The sequence below is a fragment of the Sphingomonas sp. SP3 genome, assembly GCF_058514305.1.
In genome coordinates this window covers 1,605,001-1,622,468 of sequence record NZ_JBZSOE010000001.1, presented here as the reverse complement: position 1 = coordinate 1,622,468, position 17,468 = coordinate 1,605,001, and the positions used below count along the sequence as shown (strand labels likewise).

16 protein-coding genes (1 of these 16 running past the window's edge) are annotated in these 17,468 nt (G+C 66.4%); 10 read left to right on the top strand and 6 right to left on the bottom strand.

The annotated features are described in order from the left end of the window. The first annotated feature begins 69 nt into the window (after positions 1-69). The 6 genes from AC4K8G_RS08450 (at position 70) to AC4K8G_RS08425 (ending at position 7,100) form a co-directional block, all read left to right on the top strand. Positions 70-708 (top strand): alpha/beta fold hydrolase, encoded by a 639-nt coding sequence (locus AC4K8G_RS08450; RefSeq protein ID WP_491733709.1) that lies wholly within the window; start codon positions 70-72, stop codon positions 706-708. 70 nt (positions 709-778) lie between these two features. Next, positions 779-1,483: an ImuA family protein gene (locus AC4K8G_RS08445; RefSeq protein WP_491733708.1), complete on the top strand. Its 705-nt coding sequence runs from the start codon at positions 779-781 to the stop codon at positions 1,481-1,483. Further along, the gene (locus tag AC4K8G_RS08440; RefSeq protein WP_491733707.1) at positions 1,398-2,918 is read left to right on the top strand and encodes a Y-family DNA polymerase; all 1,521 of its coding nucleotides are present in this window, start codon (positions 1,398-1,400) and stop codon (positions 2,916-2,918) included. The genes AC4K8G_RS08445 and AC4K8G_RS08440 overlap by 86 nt, the downstream gene beginning before the upstream one ends. Further along, a complete protein-coding gene (locus tag AC4K8G_RS08435) occupies positions 2,918-6,211 on the top strand; it encodes an error-prone DNA polymerase (protein WP_491733706.1) in 3,294 nt (1,097 codons plus the stop codon). Before AC4K8G_RS08440 ends, AC4K8G_RS08435 begins: the two co-directional genes overlap by 1 nt. 9 nt (positions 6,212-6,220) lie before the next feature. Then, positions 6,221-6,622, top strand: a complete 402-nt coding sequence (locus tag AC4K8G_RS08430) for a DUF2147 domain-containing protein (RefSeq protein WP_491733705.1) — start codon at positions 6,221-6,223, stop codon at positions 6,620-6,622. A gap of 70 nt (positions 6,623-6,692) precedes the next feature. Further along, a complete protein-coding gene (locus AC4K8G_RS08425) occupies positions 6,693-7,100 on the top strand; it encodes a DUF2147 domain-containing protein (RefSeq protein WP_491733704.1) in 408 nt (135 codons plus the stop codon). Here the strand turns inward: AC4K8G_RS08425 and hutH are convergent. Genes hutH through hutI form a run of 3 tightly spaced genes read right to left on the bottom strand, consistent with a single transcriptional unit; the run spans position 7,093 to position 11,472 of the window. Further along, positions 7,093-8,604: a histidine ammonia-lyase gene (hutH, locus tag AC4K8G_RS08420; RefSeq protein ID WP_491733703.1), complete on the bottom strand. Its 1,512-nt coding sequence runs from the start codon at positions 8,602-8,604 to the stop codon at positions 7,093-7,095. The genes AC4K8G_RS08425 and hutH overlap by 8 nt on opposite strands. Continuing rightward, a complete protein-coding gene (hutU, locus tag AC4K8G_RS08415; RefSeq protein WP_491733702.1) occupies positions 8,601-10,277 on the bottom strand; it encodes a urocanate hydratase in 1,677 nt (558 codons plus the stop codon). The genes hutH and hutU overlap by 4 nt, the downstream gene beginning before the upstream one ends. Next, a complete protein-coding gene (gene hutI, locus AC4K8G_RS08410; protein ID WP_491733701.1) occupies positions 10,258-11,472 on the bottom strand; it encodes an imidazolonepropionase in 1,215 nt (404 codons plus the stop codon). Before hutI ends, hutU begins: the two co-directional genes overlap by 20 nt. Before the next feature lie 40 nt (positions 11,473-11,512). Between hutI and AC4K8G_RS08405 the strand changes: the two genes are divergently transcribed. Next, complete coding sequence (locus tag AC4K8G_RS08405) at positions 11,513-12,394, top strand: arginase family protein (RefSeq protein ID WP_491733700.1); 882 nt, start codon at positions 11,513-11,515, stop codon at positions 12,392-12,394. On the opposite strand, the gene AC4K8G_RS08400 is transcribed toward AC4K8G_RS08405, so the two are convergent. From AC4K8G_RS08400 to AC4K8G_RS08390, 3 genes are read right to left on the bottom strand one after another with little or no spacing between them, the layout of a single operon-like run. Beyond that, positions 12,391-12,726, bottom strand: a complete 336-nt coding sequence (locus AC4K8G_RS08400) for a hypothetical protein (RefSeq protein ID WP_491733699.1) — start codon at positions 12,724-12,726, stop codon at positions 12,391-12,393. The two genes, AC4K8G_RS08405 and AC4K8G_RS08400, sit on opposite strands and share 4 nt — an antisense overlap. Before the next feature lie 14 nt (positions 12,727-12,740). Further along, a complete protein-coding gene (locus tag AC4K8G_RS08395; RefSeq protein ID WP_491733698.1) occupies positions 12,741-13,334 on the bottom strand; it encodes an alpha-ketoglutarate-dependent dioxygenase AlkB in 594 nt (197 codons plus the stop codon). Then, complete coding sequence (locus AC4K8G_RS08390; protein WP_491733697.1) at positions 13,331-14,356, bottom strand: ATP-dependent DNA ligase; 1,026 nt, start codon at positions 14,354-14,356, stop codon at positions 13,331-13,333. The genes AC4K8G_RS08395 and AC4K8G_RS08390 overlap by 4 nt, the downstream gene beginning before the upstream one ends. A 94-nt stretch (positions 14,357-14,450) precedes the next feature. Here AC4K8G_RS08390 and AC4K8G_RS08385 point away from each other — a divergent pair, with 94 nt between their 5' ends. From AC4K8G_RS08385 to AC4K8G_RS08375, 3 genes are all read left to right on the top strand, one after another. Continuing rightward, positions 14,451-15,620, top strand: coding sequence for a M48 family metallopeptidase (locus AC4K8G_RS08385; protein ID WP_491733696.1), 1,170 nt, complete (start codon positions 14,451-14,453; stop codon positions 15,618-15,620). A 63-nt stretch (positions 15,621-15,683) separates the two neighbouring features. After that, positions 15,684-16,925 (top strand): ammonium transporter, encoded by a 1,242-nt coding sequence (locus tag AC4K8G_RS08380; RefSeq protein ID WP_491733695.1) that lies wholly within the window; start codon positions 15,684-15,686, stop codon positions 16,923-16,925. An 87-nt stretch (positions 16,926-17,012) separates the two neighbouring features. Next, positions 17,013-17,468, top strand: the 5' portion of a protein-coding gene (locus AC4K8G_RS08375; RefSeq protein ID WP_491733694.1) for a hypothetical protein. It continues 84 nt past the right edge of the window; only the first 456 of its 540 coding nucleotides appear in the window; the start codon lies at positions 17,013-17,015; the stop codon falls past the right edge of the window.

Here is a 17,468-nt window from a genome sequence, read left to right as displayed (position 1 = left end):
TGGGAAGGCGATGACCGGCCGCCGCGGCTTCGGCTGCGGCTCGGCGAAGCGGCCTGGATCCTGCCTCGCATGTGGCGACTGTTCGGGTCGACCCGGCCGATTGGCCCGATGGAAGGCCCGCCCGTGCTGGTTATTCCCGGCTTTGTTGCCCACGACCGCGCAACCCTGGCGCTCCGCCGGACGCTGGCCGCCGAGGGATGGCGTGTCCACGGCTGGGAAATGGGCATCAACTGGGGCGCCCGCGCCGACACGGTCGAACGGCTCAAGCGGCGGCTCGAGGCGATTTCGAAAGACGACAAGGTGCTGGTCGTCGGTTGGAGCCTCGGCGGCCTGTTCGCTCGAGAACTTGCCCGTGCCTGTCCGGAGCGCGTCCGGGCGGTGGTGACCCTAGGCTCACCCTTTTCCGGCGACCCGAAGCAGAACAATGTCTGGCGAATCTATGAGCAGGTTGCTCGCCATAAGGTGGACGACCCGCCGATCCCGCGAATCACGGCGAAGCCGCCGGTGCCGAGCCTTGCCCTGTGGTCGCGAAAAGACGGGCTGATCGCGCCCCGCTCGGCGCGCGGCCTCGATGATGAGCGCGACAAGGCCGTGGAGCTTAGCTGCACGCACATGGCGTTCGGTATTTCGAGACGGGCGGCGCTCGATGTGGTCGCGCAAATCGTTCTTTTCCTTGATGAAATCGAACAAGGCGAGTCGCGCGATTGACTCCTTGAGCCGACTCAAGAGATAAGAACAAAACTAGAACAAAAACGTTGTGAGTCGTGTGGCAGGAGGCTTGTCCCTGGTCGCCGGCGGAGCCGTCTTTGCGCGCTCCGGCCCGGCCCGACCGCCTGCGCTCCCGAGCGGAGCGGGCGAGCGATGGCTGCTGCCCAAGCCGTCTTCGCCGACTCTTAGCGAACTATTCGCGACCCATCCGCGCGACGCGGGTTGGTCGGGGTTCCTGTTGGCTCAGCTCGATCCGGCAAAGCCGGTGCTGTGGGTCCAGGAGCGGATGGCGATCCTCGAAAGCGGGCGAATCCATCCGCCCGGGCTCCGCATCCCCGAGCTCATCCATGTCGAGGCGCGCGACGCGCGTGACGCGCTGTGGGCGATGGAGGAGGGCCTAAGATGCGCCGGCCTGTCCTGTGTGATCGGCGAGATCTGGGGCGATCCGGCGGTGCTCGATTTCACCGCGACGCGGCGGCTCGCGATTGCGGCGGAACGGAGCCTGGTGCCCTGCTGGCTGGCGCGGCTTGGCGGCAGCGCGAACCTGAGCGGGGCGCGGATGCGCTGGCGGATCGGGTCGGCGCCGTCGTTCGACAACCCGCTCGACTTGCGGGCGCCTGGCGTCGCGGCGTGGGATGCCGAGCTGTTCCGGGCGCGGGCCATGCCGCCCGGCCGGTGGAGCATCGCCCATGACCCAGCCGAAGCGGGTGCTTTCCATCTGGTTGCCGGCGCTTCCGATCGAGCGCTGGGCGAAGGGCAGCGACTTACCGCCTGACGCGCCGGTCGTCCTCACCGTCGAGGGCACGCACGGGCCGATCATCCACGCGGTGACCGCGGCGGCGGCCGAACGTGGCGCAAGGGCCGGCGCGCGGCTGACCGATGCGCGCGCGCTCGACCCGGCGCTGGTCCCGCTGCCCGCCGATCCCGACGGCGATGCCGCGCTGCTCACCCGGCTTTCCCGCTGGGCCGGACGCTGGTCGCCTCTGGTCGAAGTCGATGGCGGCGATGGCCTGCGGCTCGACGTCAGTGGAGTCGCGCATCTGTTCGGCGGCGAGCGGCGAATGATCGCGGATATCGCCGCGCGCTTCGATGCGGCGGGGCTGACCAGCCGGGTATCGATCGCGCCGACCGCGGCTGCGGCATGGGCGCTGGCCCGCTACGACCCGTGCATTTGCAAGGGAGGGGAAACCGGATCGCGCCTCGCGCCGCTGCCGGTCGCGGCGCTTCGCCTTCCGCCGGATGCGGTACGGACATTGGAGCGGCTTGGCTTGAAGACGATCGAAGCGCTGGCCGGGATCGAGCGGCGTGCGCTGGCGCGGCGTTTCCGCGAAACCGACAATCCGGTCGATGCGTTGGACCGCGCACTTGGCCGGCGGCCCGAACCGCTGACTGCAGCGCCGGCCGATCCACCGCCACGCGCGATGCTGCGCCTCGAAGAGCCGGCGACCCTTCCGGAAGCGGCAGCGCAGGCATTAGAGCGGCTGATCCCCGATCTTGTCCGCCGGCTGCAGCAGCGTCACCTTGGCGCGCGACGGTTGAGCCTCATCGGCTATCGCGTCGACGGCAGCGTCGGCCAGGCGAGCGTCGCGACATCGATCGCGAGCCGCGACCCGAAGCATCTCGCGCGGCTGCTTGCGGGAGTCATCGAGTCTGGGGCGGGGACGCTCGACCCGGAGTTCGGTTTCGACGCTTTCGCGCTGACCGCCGATTGGGCCGAGTCACTGGGGGCGGCGCAGGAAAGTTTGGTCGAAGAGCCGTCGGGCAAGCGGGACGTTGCCCGGCTGATCGACCGGCTGGCCGTCAAGCTCGGCCCCAGGCGCGTGCGACGCCCGCAGGCACGGGAAAGTCATCTTCCCGAGCGGGCGAGCGGCTGGGTCAGCGCCCTGGCCAAGGCCGAGCCAGTCGAAAGCGTTGCCAACCGCCCGCAGCGCCTGCTCGACCGCCCCGAGGCGATCGACGTCATTTATGCCACGCCTGAAGGCATGCCGCGCCGGTTCGTGTGGCGGCGTGCGGTCCATGACATCGCGCGCGTGGCCGGGCCCGAGCGGATCGCGCCCGAGTGGTGGCGCCAGCCATCATCGGCACGCCTGCGCGATTATTACCAGGTCGAGGACGTGTCCGGCCGCCGTTACTGGATCTTCCGTGAAGGCCTGTTTGGCGACGGCCGCGGCGGTGCACCCGGCTGGTTCATCCACGGACTTTTCGGCTGATGCCGGCAAAGGAAGGCTTTTCGCGGGTGCGGCTGGTGCGGACGGAAGATACGCCGCCACCGCCGACGACGCCGTCGCCCTATGTCGAGCTTGGCGTCGCCTCGCCTTTCTCTTTCCTGCGCGGCGCGTCGGACGCGATCGAGCTGGCGCTGACCGCGCTCGGCCAAGGCTATGACGCCATCGGCATCGCCGATCGCAACACGCTGGCCGGCGTGGTCCGGATGCACAGCGCCTGCACCGGCGCGGGGCTGAAGCCGCTGATCGGTTGCCGCCTCGACTTGACCGATGCGCCGTCGCTGCTCGCCTACCCCGTCCACCGCGACGGCTATGGTCGGCTGTCGCGGCTGTTGAGCCTGGGCAAGATGCGGGCCGACAAGGGCGAATGCCTGCTGACCCTGGCCGACGTCGCAGCGCATGGTGACGGCATTGCCTTCATCGCCTGGCCTCAAGACGATCTCGACGCCTTTGAGGCCGAGCTCAAGCGGTTGCGTGACGCTTTGACGTCACTTCGCCATGTCGCGGCGAGCTGGCTCTATCGCGGCGACGACAGCCAGCGGATCGAGCGGCTCGACCGGATTGCGCGGACGCACGACTGCTCGATCCTCGCGACCAACGACGTCCATTATCACGCGCCCGCGCGCCGCCCGCTACAGGACGTGGTCACCTGCATCCGCGAAAAAGTGACGATCACCGCTGCAGGCTATCTGCTCAATCCCAATGCCGAACGGCATTTGAAGACACCGGACGAGATGGTGCAGCTGTTCGCGCGCTGGCCGCACGCGATTTCGGCGACGCGGGCGTTCGCCGACTCACTCCACTTCAGCCTCGACGAGCTGCGCTATGAATATCCGCGCGAGACGGTGCCCGAGGGACGGACGCCGCAGCAGCATCTCGAACATCTGACCTGGGAAGGTGCGCGCGAGCGCTGGAGCGAGAAGATCCCGTACAAGGTGCTGACGCAGCTCAATCATGAGCTGGCGCTGATCGAACGGCTCGACTTCGCCCGTTATTTCCTGACCGTCCACGACATCGTCGCGTTTGCTCGAAGCCTCTCGCCCCCGATCCTGTGCCAGGGGCGCGGCAGCGCGGCGAACAGTGCGGTCTGCTTCTGCCTCGGCATCACCGCGGTCGACCCGTCGACCAGCGACCTGCTGTTCGAACGCTTCATTTCCGAAGAGCGGCGCGAGCCACCCGACATCGATGTCGATTTCGAGCATGAGCGGCGCGAGGAAGTGATCCAACACATTTACGAGAAATATGGGCGCGAGCGTGCCGGGATCGCCGCGACCGTGATCCATTACCGGCCGCGCTCGGCGATCCGCGAGGTTGGCAAGGTGATGGGGCTATCCGAAGACGTCACTGCCGCGCTCGCCTCGACCGTGTGGGGCAGTATGGACCCCGAACTCGAAGAAGATCGCGCCAACGACGCCGGGCTCGACCTTAGCGACCCGCATCTCAGGCGCACGATGAAACTCGCCGAGCAGTTGATCGGCATGCCGCGCCACCTCAGCCAGCATGTCGGCGGCTTCATCCTGACCGAGCGTCCGCTGACCGAGACGGTGCCGATCGGCAATGGCGCGATGGAAGACCGCACCTTCATCGAATGGGACAAGGACGACATCGACGAGCTTGGCATTTTGAAGATCGACGTGCTCGCGCTCGGCATGCTGACCTGCATCCGCAAATGCTTCGACTTGATCGCGCGGCACCATGGCGAGCGGTGGCAGCTGGCGACCGTCCCGCAGGAGGTACCGGAAGTCTACGACATGCTGTGCGAAGGGGATTCGCTCGGCGTGTTTCAGGTCGAAAGCCGGGCGCAGATGAACATGCTGCCGCGCCTGAGGCCGCGCTGCTTCTACGACCTCGTCATCGAAGTCGCGATCGTTCGCCCTGGCCCGATCCAGGGCGACATGGTTCACCCCTATTTGAAGCGTCGGGGCGGCAAGGAAAGCGTCCTCTTCCCCTGCCCCGACCCGGTGCACGGACCGCCCGACGAGCTCGAAAAAATTCTCGGCCGCACCCTCGGCGTGCCGATCTTCCAGGAACAGGCGATGAAGATCGCGATCGAGGCGGCACGCTTCACCGCGGCCGAAGCGAACCAGCTGCGGAAGGCAATGGCGACCTTCCGCAGCCGCGGGAACATCGAGCTTTTGCAGGAGAAAATGGTCGGGCGGATGGTGGAACGCGGCTACGACCCCGAATTCGCGCAGCGCTGCTTCGACCAGATCAAGGGCTTCGGCGAATATGGCTTCCCTGAGAGCCACGCGGCGAGCTTCGCGCACCTCGTTTACGTGTCGAGCTGGCTCAAATGGAAATATCCGGCGGCGTTCGCGGCCGCGCTTTTGAACTCGCAGCCGATGGGTTTTTACGCGCCGGCGCAGATCGTCCGCGATGCGCGCGAGCATGGCGTCGCGGTGCGCGAGGTCGACGTGAACCACAGCGACTGGAATTGCACCCTGGAGGATGGCGCGATGCGCCTCGGCCTGCGCCAGGTCGACGGATTGCACCGCGAGGCGGCGGATCAATTGGTAGCGCGACGACCCTATGGATCGGTCGAGGAATTGCGCAGCAGGGGGCGGGTGCCGGTCCACGCCATCCAGCGGCTCGCCGCGGCCGATGCATTCCGGTCGATCGGTCTCGACCGGCGGGCCGCCTTATGGGATTCGCGCGCGCTCAAGCAGGCTCCCGACCTGCCCCTGTTCCTTCATGCGGAAGCTCAAGACGAAGGTAGCGACGCCGAACCCGCCAGGCTGCCGGCGATGCCGCTCGCCGAGCATGTCGTGAACGACTACCAGACCATCCGCCTCAGCCTGAAAGCGCACCCGATGGGCTTCCTGCGCGATCGTTACGCTGCGCAAAAGTTTGTCACTGCCGAACGGTTGAATCAGGTCAAGGAAGGTCGACGGCTGTCGATTGCCGGGCTGGTCCTGATCCGCCAGCGGCCGGGAAGCGCTAAGGGCGTGGTGTTCATCACGCTGGAAGATGAAACCGGCGTCGCCAACCTCGTCGTCTGGCCCGACGTGTTCAAGAAGCAGCGAAAGATCGTGATGGGCGCGCGGCTGATTGCGGTCCACGGCCTCATCCAGCGCGACCCGGACAGCAATGTGATCCACGTTGTCGCTCGGCGGCTGGAGGATCACACGCACATGCTGCGCCACCTCAGCGAAGAGATGATGCCCTCCACCCTAAACCAGGGCGACGGTGCAGGGGCGCAAGGATCCCTTGGGCGCCCGCCACCCGGCCGCCACCCACGCGACGTCGAAATCATCCCCAAAAGCCGCGATTTCCATTAAGAAGGCGGAATGCCGATCGCACTCATCCTAGCGCTGGCAGCCCAAGCCGCCGCGCCCCCCTCGATCGACGGACTCTGGAAAAGTCCTGGCGGCAATAGCATCATCGAGATCGCGCCCTGCGGCCCAAGCCGGTGCGGAACGGTCGCCTGGGCCAGCGCCAAGGCCAAGCAGGATTCGCGCAAGGCGACCGATCAGCTGGTCGGCACCCAATTGCTCACTGGCCTCACTCAGGACAACAAGGGGCGCTGGCACGGCAAATTGTTCGTTCCCGACAAGAATATGCGGGTGACCGCCAAGCTTCAGCTGGTCGGCGACCAACAGCTGAAGGTCTCGGGCTGCGCCGCCGGACGTGCGCTGTGCAAATCCACATTATGGACCCGGTCGACCGAGCCTTTGCCCGCATCCGACTAGCCTATGCCGTTCATCGGCAAGCAAGCTGAGCGCTCGATTCTTGCCGCAAATCAAAAGTATAGCAGCCGCCATGAAGCAGATTCTCGCCAAGTTCGCGTTGATTGCCGCCGCTGCGGCGATGCCCGCCGCGGCATCCGCCCAGACCAGTCTCGAGGGCCATTGGAAGAACCCCAAGGGCAGCGTCGTCGTGCGCGTCGCGGCGTGCGGCGATGCTTATTGCGGGACCGTGGTCCAGGCGTCTGACAAGGCCAAGGCGACTTCCAAGAAGGGCGGCACCCCCAACCTGGTCGGCACGCGCATCCTTTCGGGCATGAAGCCGGCCGGCGACGGCACCTTCAAGGGCCAGGCGTTCGATCCCAAGCGCAACATCCGTGCGCCCGCGACCATCCGCCTGCTCGGCGGGTCGACCCTGGTCATTCGCGGTTGCTTGATCAGCGGGATTATCTGCAAGGAGCAGCGCTGGACGCGCGTCAGCTAAAAGCGACCTCGTCCCCCGCGGGGATCACGCCTTCCAACACCGCCGCCTGAAGCGCGGCCATATCGGGCGCCCAATAATGATCGGTGGTGAAGTGCGGACTGATCTCCCGCACCGCCGCATGTACTGATTGCAGCCTGGCGCTGGTCTTCAGCGGTGCATGATAATCCACCGCCTGAGCCGCCGCGATCAACTCGACCGCGACCACGCCGGCGGCATTTCGCGCGATCTGGCACGCCTTGCGCGCGGCGATCGGGGCCATCGACACATGATCTTCCTGTCCCGCCGACGTCGGAATCGAATCGACGCTGGCAGGAAAGGCGAGGCTCTTGTTCTCGCTGACCAGGGCGGCCGCGGTCACCTGCGGGATCATGAGGCCCGAATTGGCGCCCGAATCCTCGGTCAGGAACGGCGGAAGGCCGCTCATCTTGGGATCGATCAGCACCGCCACGCGCCGCTCGCTCAGCGACCCCACCTCGCACAGCGCCATCGAGATCATGTCGGCGGCAAAGGCGACCGGCTGCGCGTGGAAGTTGCCGCCGGAGATGGCGATATCCTCATCCGGGAACACGATTGGGTTGTCGGTCACGGCGCCGGCCTCGATCGTCAGGGTCCGTGCCGCGTTGGTGAGGAGGTCGAGCGCAGCGCCCATCACCTGCGGCTGGCAGCGGAAGCTGTAGGGGTCCTGCACCTTGCCGCATGCGCCGGCATGGCTGGCGAGAATCTCGCTCCCCTCGAGCAAGCCTCGGATCGCGGCGGCGACGCGGATCTGCCCTGGCTGGCCGCGCACGTCTGAGATGCGGGGGTCGAACGGCTTGGCCGAGCCCTTGAGCGCCTCGACCGAGAGAGCGCCAGCCGCAATGGCCGCGCCGAACACCCGCTCGCCGGCAAACAGCGCATCGAGCGCGATCGCGGTCGATGCCTGGGTGCCGTTGATCAGCGCAAGGCCTTCTTTGGGACCGAGGGCTAGCGGCTCCATGCCGAGCTTCTGAAGCGCGGCGTCTGCCGGCATGACCTCGCCGGCAACATCAATCTCGCCATGGCCCATCAGTGCGGCGATCAAATGCGCCAAGGGTGCGAGGTCGCCGGACGCGCCGACGCTGCCCTGCGCCGGAATGAGCGGCATTGCGTCCTTGTCGAGCAGCGTCTGCAGCGCTTCGATGACCAGCGGCCGGACGCCCGAATAGCCGCGGCCGAGGCCGAGCAGCTTGAGGACGATCATCAGCCGGGTCACATGGCGCGGCAGCGGGTCGCCGAGACCGGCGCTGTGCGAAAGGATCAAATTGGTCTGGAGCTCGGCGAGGCGATCGTCGGGGATGCGCGTGTTGGCCAGCAGGCCGAAGCCGGTGTTGACCCCATAGACGGTCTCCCCGCCGGCGACGATGCGATCGACCGAAGCGGCGGCAGCGGCAACCCGCTCCATGGACGCGTCGTCGAGCGACGCGGCTTCGCCCTGCCACAGCTTGCGCAGCGTGGAGAGGTCGACCTTGGTCGGATCGAGCTTCATGCGCCCACCATCGGCAGGTCGAGGCCCTGTTCACGCGCGCAGTCGATGGCGATGTCGTAGCCCGCGTCGGCGTGGCGCATGACCCCCGTACCGGGATCGTTCCACAGCACGCGCTCGAGCCGGCGCGCGGCATCGTCGGTGCCGTCGGCGACGATCACCATGCCGGCATGCTGCGAATAGCCCATGCCGACCCCGCCGCCATGGTGGAGCGAGACCCAGGTCGCGCCGCTCGCGGTGTTGAGCAGGGCGTTGAGCAAGGGCCAGTCGCTGACGACGTCGCTGCCGTCCTTCATGCTTTCGGTCTCGCGGTTGGGCGAGGAGACGCTACCGCTGTCGAGATGGTCGCGGCCGATCACGATCGGCGCGGAGACTTCGCCGTTCCGCACCATCTCGTTGAACGCGAGGCCGAGGCGGTGGCGTTGACCGAGGCCGACCCAGCAGATGCGCGCCGGCAAGCCCTGGAAGGCGATGCGCTCGCGCGCCATGTCGAGCCAGCGATGGAGGTGCGGATCGTTGGGAATGAGCTCCTTCACCCTCTGGTCGGTGCGGTAGATATCCTCCGGATCGCCGCTGAGCGCTGCCCAACGGAAAGGCCCAATGCCCCGGCAAAAGAGCGGGCGGACATAGGCCGGGACGAAGCCGGGGAAGTCGAAGGCGTGGGTAACGCCGTCGTCAAAGGCCTCCTGGCGGATGTTGTTGCCGTAATCGAAGGTCGGAACGCCCATGTCCTTGAACGCGAGCATGGCCTCGACGTGGCGCGCCATCGAGTGCCGGGCAGCCTCGGCCACAGCGCCGGGATCGCGCTCGCGCATCTCCTGCCACTTGGCGACGCTCCAGCCGGCCGGGCAATAGCCGTTGGCGGGGTCGTGGGCCGAGGTCTGGTCGGTCAGCGCATCGGGTTTGATCCCGCGCTTCAGCATCTCGGGGAGGATCTCGGCCGCATTGCCAAGCAGGCCGACGCTGGTCGGCTCGGTCGCGTTGCGGATGATCTCCAGCGCCTGATCTATGCTGGTCGCGCGCTTATCGACGTAGCGGGTCTCGATGCGCTTCTCGATGCGGCTTTCCTGGACCTCGATGGCGATGCAGTGAGCGCCGGCCATCACCGCCGCGAGGGGCTGGGCACCGCCCATTCCGCCAAGCCCCGCGGTCAGGATCCACTTGTCCTTGAGGTCGCCGCCATAATGCTGGCGGCCCATCTCGACGAAGGTTTCGTAGGTGCCTTGGACGATGCCTTGGCTGCCGATGTAGATCCAACTGCCGGCGGTCATCTGACCGTACATCATGAGCCCCTTGCGATCGAGCTCGTTGAACACTTCCCAATTGGCCCATTTGGGCACGATGTTGGAGTTGGCGATGAGCACGCGCGGTGCATCCTTGTGGGTGCGGAACACGCCGACCGGCTTGCCCGACTGGACAAGCAGGGTCTGGTCTTCCTCGAGCCGTTCGAGCGTCTCGACGATCTTGTCGTAAGATGCCCAGTTGCGCGCGGCGCGGCCGATCCCGCCGTAAACGACCAGGCTCTGCGGATCCTCGGCAACCTCGTCGTCGAGATTGTTCATCAGCATCCGGACCGCGGCTTCGGTGGTCCAGCTCCTGGCCTTGATCTCGCTGCCCCGGCGGGCGCGGATATGCCGGCTGTTATCGCGTCTCTCGTTATTCAGTGTCCGCTCCATGGAAGATGCGCCGCTCCGGGCCCGGAAGGCCGACCCAATAGCCGAGCTCGGCCAAGGATTCGATCCGCCAGACGCAAAGGTCGGCGGCTTTCCCGGTGGCAATGCTGCCGGTCTCGTGCGCAAGGCCGAGCGCGCGTGCGGCGTTGATGGTCATCCCCGCCACCGCTTCTTCGGGCGTCAGGCCGAACAGGGTGCAGGCCATGTTGATCGCCAGGGTTGGCGACAGCATCGGCGACGTGCCGGGGTTGCAGTCCGTCGCAACCGCCATCGGTACCTTGTGCTTGCGCAGCATAGCGACCGGCGGCTTGCGGGTTTCCTGAAGCGCGTAGAACGCGCCGGGCAGAAGCACCGCAACGGTTCCGGCCGAGGCCATGGCCTTCGCCCCGGCCTCATCGAGGTGCTCGAGATGATCGGCCGACAAAGCCCGATACTGGGCGGCAAGCGCCGCGCCCTTCTGGTTGGATAATTGCTCGGCGTGGAGGCGCACGCGCAGACCGTGGTGCGCGGCTGCCTTGAACAGCCGCTCGACCTCGTCGGGCGTGAACGCGATAGTATCGCAGAATGCATCGACGCTGGTCGCGAGTTTGGACTTGGCGGCTTCGGGAATCAGCTTGTCGACGATTTCGCCGACGAAATGCGCGCGCCGGTCCTTCTGGTCGGCTGGGATCGCATGAAGCGCGAGCAGAGTCGCGACGATGCGCACCGCCTCGCCTTCGCCCAGCTGCTTGGCGAGCTTCAGCAGGCGCATCTCGGCGGCGGGGCTCAGGCCATAGCCGGTCTTGATCTCGACCGTCGTGCAACCGCCGGCCATCAGCGCGTGGAGGCGGTAACGGCTCTGGGCGAGCAGCTCGTCGTCGCTCGCCGCCGCGGTTCGCTTGACCGTCGAGGCGATGCCCCCGCCGGCCTTGGCGATTTCCTCATAGCTGGCGCCGGCGCGGCGCATCGCATGCTCGTCCGCGCGCGTACCGCCAAAGACCAAGTGTGTGTGGCAGTCGATCAGGCCCGGGGTGACAAATGCGCCGCCGAGCGCCGTGACGTCCTTCGCGCGGAAACCCGCCAGCTCGGTGCGCTTGCCCACGCGCAGGATGCGCCCGTCCTCGATTGCGATCGCGCCGTTCTCAATAAGGCCGAGCGGATTGCCCGGACGCTCCTCGAACGTCGCGATATTGCAGTCGACAAGCAGCCGGTCCCACATGTCCGTCGCCTTAGGCGAGGGGAGTTGCTACGGTCAAAGCATGGCGGGGTGGCCCAACATTGCAGAGCTGGTTTCGAGCGCGAACGACGGGGCGCCCGTCGGGCTGGTCGGCGCGCCGCTCGGCGCCGGATCGGTCACACCCGGCCGGTGCGATCTCGCGCCCGGGCTATTGCGCAAAACCCTGCGGCGCATTGGGCGCTACGATGTCGAGACCTGCCGCGAGATCGCCACGCGGGTACTCGATCACGGCGACGCGGCGATCGATGGCCTCGGCATCGCGCAGGCGACACCAGTCATTCGCGAAGCAGTCGCGGAAAGCGCGCGTTCCCATCAGCTCACCCTGCTGGTCGGCGGAAACAATGCGGTGACTCGGCCGGGTGTCCTCGGGCTCGGACTGCCGCTCGACAAGGTCGGCCTGATCACCCTCGACGCGCACTTCGACATGCGCGACCTCGACCAGGGCCTGAGCAACGGCAATCCCGTCCGGGCGCTGATCGACGACGGAATGCCCGGCAACAATATTGCGCAGGTCGGCCTCGCCTCGTTCGCCAATTCGAAGGCGATGCATGACGATGCGACCGCGGCCGGCAATCTCGTCGTCACGATCGGCGAGGTCCGCTCGAACGGCATCGACCAGGCGATCAAGGGCGCGCTCGACCATGTCGCCCACTGCGACGCGGTCGTCGTCGATTGCGACATCGACGTGATCGACCGCTCGCAATTCCCGGCGGCGCCAGGTGCCCGACCCGGCGGCATGGCGGTTCAGGATTTCTTCCGCGCGGTGCGGCGACTGGCAACCGAGCCGAAGGTGCGGGTGATCGATCTTACCGAATGGGATCCGTCGCTCGATACGACCGACCTTAGCGCCTTGACGGCGGCACGCTGGGTCGCCGAGTGCCTGGCGGGGTTTGAGACGCGCTAGGCGCGAAGCTTGTCCTGCATGTCCGCGAGCCGGTCGGCGTAGGCGCGAAGGTCGTTCGGGTCGCTGTCGGCAGGCTGGGCGAGCAACGCATCAATCTCCTGCGCGTAACGGCTGCCCGGCACGACCAGGGACTTGCTGGTGGCCTTCAACTGCTTGCGGATGCTTTGGCGCATAACGTTGGCATAGGGGCCCGCGAGGCGGCCGGCCGAAGCCTGCTCGTTGATGAGCGCCCATTCGGCGGCCAGCGAACGGGCCTGGGAGATATAGGCGAGGTCCGCGGGACCCTGCGAACATCCGGCAAGGGCAACGAACAAGATGAGCAGACGGCGCATAGGCCGAAAACCCTTCAGGGGGTCGGCTCGTTCCGTTCGGCGATGCTTCGGCCCTTGGCTGACAGGGTCCGAAAGGTGATCGAAAAGCGCAGGCGGTCGCCGGGCGTGATGCGATGCTCCCAATCCCAGCGGGATTCGCCGGACAGCAAATAAGCCGAGCGCGGCGCGACCTCGAGGCTCGCGCGCCTGAAGCCCTTTGCGGCGCGCTGGCGGAAGCGAAGGACTTCGGGCGTGCCAAGCGAGAGGCCGACAACCTGCTCGAACACATCGCGGTCGCGGTGCCAGCCAATGCCGGCGCCGGGATCGTAGCGGGCGAGCAGGACATGGACGAACTCGGACGGTTCGAGACCCGCGAAGGCGGCGGCTTTCTGGCGTACTGGCTCCAGCCAATCAGGAATGGGCTCGGTGCGGGTAAAGCTGGCGTCGTCGAAATCGTAGCGCCAGCCGAAGCTTTGGGTCTTGCGGTTGCCGAGCCATCCCTGGAACCGGAATGGCGCGAGATCGAGCGCGCTGAGCCGCTCGATCAACTGCGCCTCTTCGGCGACGCCGATGATGTCATCGCGATAGTCTAGCCCGGCGATGAGCGGCGCATCGAAAAGGCTGCTCATATCTCGAACAGCTCTGCCAGCTCTGATGGCCTGAGCTCGGGGGCCAGTTGCTCGAACGTGCATTGCTTCGGCGCCTTGTCCGGGCGCCAGCGAAGGAACCCCGTCCCGTGCCGGAAGCGGCGCGAGGTGACCTGGTCGTAGCGCACCTCGACGACCAGCACCGGCTTGAGCGGCTGCCACTGCGTGGTCCGCTCTGTGTTCCAGCGGCTAGGCCCGCCGGGCGCGTTGCCGGTGAAGCCCGGTGGCTTGATCAGCTCCTCGAGCTTTTCGGTCAGCGCCGGACGATCCCTGGCGGGAATCGCGGACGTAAATCCGACATGATCGAGCAGGCCTTCGTCATTGTAGAGGCCGAGCAATAGCGAACCGACTTCCTTCTTTTTCTCGGCGTAGCGAAAGCCGCCGACAACGCAGTCGGCGGTGCGCTGCTGTTTGACCTTGATCATGGCCCGCTCGCCCGAGCGATATTCAAGGTCGGCGCGCTTGGCGATCACGCCGTCGAGCGCCCCGCCGCTGCGCTGGAGCCATCCGAGGGCAGTTTTGCGATCGAGCGTCACTGGCGACAGCTGAAGCGCCGCGACGGCGTTCCTCGCGAAGAATTTCTCAAGCGCCGTGCGACGCTCGCGAAGCGGCCGCCCGGCCAGGGATTTGCCGCCGAGCTCGAGCAGGTCGAACAGCACCAGCTCGGCCGGCGTCTCGAGCGACAGCTTGCGGACGCGGCTCTCGGCGGGGTGCAGCCGAAGCTGCAGTGCGTCGAATGACAGCACGTCATCGACCGAGATGATGAGTTCGCCGTCGAGCAGGAACTGTTTCTCCTTGAGACTGCCCATCATGGCCACGACCTCCGGGAAGTAGCGGGCGAGCGGCTTCCCGGACTTGGACGTGAGGGTCACTTCATCGCCGTTGCGCCGCGCAAGGCAGCGGAAGCCATCCCACTTGGGCTCATACTGCCAGCCGTCACCGTCGGGCAGCTCGGCCGCAAGCAAGGCCTCCATCGGGGCAAGTTCGGTTGCGCGTTTCGCCACTCGCAGACAATCGCCGGCCGCTCGCAGTCGTTCCCGTTGCGCAATGCCGAACCACCGTTAGGCTCGCTCCCATTGATCTTGAGGGGATTTGAACATGGCATTCGACCCGAACGCGGCGACGGCGCGCTACATCGACAGCCTTGGCCCGGCCGCGCTGCAGAAGGCGCACGATTATACGGTCGGCAAGGAATGGATGCTGCTGTGGGGCTTCCTGGTTACTGCGCTCGTGACCTGGCTGATCGTCCGCTCCGGCGTGCTCGACAAGCTTCAGGCGCGCCTCGCGGACCGGCGAAAGAATTTGAGCGCGTTCGTGGTCGGCCTCGTCTTCCTGATCATATCTTTCGTCCTCACCCTGCCTTGGACGATCTACGCCAGCTGGTGGCGCGAGAAGAGCTACGGCCGCACGAGCCAGCCGTTCGGCGACTGGATCGGCCAGACACTCTTGGCGAACGCCATCAGCACCCTGATTACGGCTCTCCTGCTTGTGGGGGTCTACTGGCTCATTCGGCGCACCGGCAAAAGCTGGTGGCTGTGGTCCGGCGGGCTGGTCGCCGCAGTGACCTCCCTCCTCATCCTACTGTCGCCGATCCTGATCGAGCCCCTATTCAACAAATATGAGCCTGTACCCGCGGGCAAGGTTCGCGATGCGGTGGTTGAGATGGCGGGCCGAGCCGGCGTGCCGCCCGAACGCGTCTTCATGTACAATGGCTCGCGCCAATCGAACAATTTCACCGCCAATGCGGGCGGAATCGGAAGCACCGCGCGGGTCGCGATCTCCGATGTCGCGCTAAAGGGCGCCTCGCTCGACGAAGTGCGTGCAGTGACCGGCCATGAGATCGGTCATTATGTGCTGAAACACACCTGGTGGGGTATCCTGTTCGCGGCCGTGGCAGCGGTGGTCTGGTTCTGGCTCGCCGACCTTCTCTTCCCCCGGTTCGCCCGGCTGTTCGGCTCGAGTGCGGCGATTGCCGAGCCGCGCGGCATTCCCGTGCTGGGATTCATTGTCGCCTTGCTCAGCCTCTTGGTGCTGCCAATCGCCAACACTTTTGGGCGGACGCTCGAAAGCCAGGCGGACATGTACTCGCTCAAGACCGAGAACCGGCCCGACGCGCTATCAACCGCGCTCGTGAAAACCGCGGAGTATCGTTACCCACGACCAGGGGCGATCGAGGAATTCCTGTTCTACGATCATCCATCGGTCGAGCGGCGCGTGCGCGTCGCAATGGAGTGGAAGGCCGCGCATCCGGAGCCGCCGACGACCTAGGTGAAGCTTTCACATAGCCCCCTCTTCCTCTCGCACTAGCTTGATGAGGCAGAGGGGGCGGATGTGCAGCAGTTAACCATCGATACCGGCGACACGGCGTGGATGCTGGTCGCGACCACCTTGGTGATGCTGATGATCCTGCCCGGCCTCGCGCTCTTCTACGGTGGGCTGGTCCGGGCGAAGAACCTGCTCTCGGTCATGAGCCAGGTGCTAGGCATAAGTGCGATCGCGATCCTGACCTGGGTGCTGTGGAACTACAGCCTGGCGTTTGGAACAGGGAGCGCCTTTCTGGGCGGCCTCGGGAAGGCAGGCTTCGCCGGCATCGAGGCAGAAACCCTATGGCCGGTCGGTGCAGCGGGTGCCGCGATCCCCGAGCTGGTCTTCGCCGCGTTCCAGATGAGCTTCTCGGCGATCACCGGCGCACTCGTCATCGGCGCACTCGTCGAGCGCGTTCGCTTCTCCGCGATCATGGCCTTCGCAGCGCTTTGGCTAACGATCGTCTACGCGCCGATCGCGCACATGGTCTGGTCGCCGGAAGGGTTGCTGTTCAAGCTTGGTGCAATCGACTTCGCCGGCGGCACCGTGGTGCACATCAATGCCGGCGTAGCCGGGCTCGTCGGGCTGGCTTTCGCCGGGCCGCGCATCGGCCACCTGAAGGAGGCGATGCCGCCGCATTCACTGGCGCTGACGATGGTCGGCGCGGGCCTGTTGTGGGTCGGCTGGTTTGGCTTCAATGCCGGCTCAGCGCTCGAGGCGAACGGCCTCGCCGGGGTCGCAATGGTCAACACGATGATCGCGCCGTCCGCCGGCCTTCTCGGATGGATGGCGCTGGAGCGGCTGGTCTCGGGCAAGCCGTCGATGCTCGGCGGCGCCTCGGGCGCGGTCGCGGGCCTGGTTGCGGTCACGCCGGCGGCGGGCGCCAGCGGCCCGGTTGGTGCCATGATCCTCGGCGTTCTGGCGAGCCTGGTCTGCTACGGCTTCGTTGGCTCATTGAAGAACCGCTTGCGGCTCGATGACAGCCTCGACGTCTTCGGGATTCATGGTCTCGGCGGGATTGCCGGCTCAATCGGGACCGCGTTCGTCGCGCTGCCTGCGCTCGGCGGGCATGGCGGCGAAACCTATGCGCTCGGCCACCAATTGCTCGCGCAGCTTGCCGCGGTCGCAGTGGCAATCGCTTGGTCAGCGGCGGGCTCGGCCCTGTGCTTCGGCGTGGTGAAACGGTTGCTTCCGCTGCGCCACGCGCGCGACGCCGAGCGCGAAGGGCTCGACATCAGCGACCATGGCGAGCGAGCCTATAATTACTGAAACTGGCCCCATTGGCGAAGGCCAAACTGGCCATTCCATCGGGGCGCGGCTTGGGGATGGTGGGGCCAACCAATGGGAGACCCGCCAATGCTTAGCTTTCGCTCAACTGTCGCAGCGCTCTGGCTGCTCTCCGCCGGGCCTGCGCTCGCCCAGACGGCCACGCCCGCGCAGGCTCCCGCCGACCCCTGCGCCGGCGCCGAGTTCCATCAGTTCGATTTCTGGGCCGGCCAGTGGGACGTCTACGGCCCCAAGGGCAAGCAAGTCGCGAACAGCCTGATCGAGAAGGTCTACGGCTGCGGGATCCGCGAGAACTGGATGCCGTTCCAGGGGGGCGGCGGTGGGAGCCTCAACATCTACGTGCCGAGCGCCAAGCATTGGGAGCAATTCTGGATCGATTCCGGCGGTACCCGCGCAACCTTTGTCGGCGGCCTCAAGGGCAAGGAGATGGTGATCCAGGGCGAGTGGGCTGGGCCGCTGGTGCGGATTACCTACACCCCCAACGCCGACGGTTCTGTCCGCCAGTTCGGCGAACAGTCGACCGAC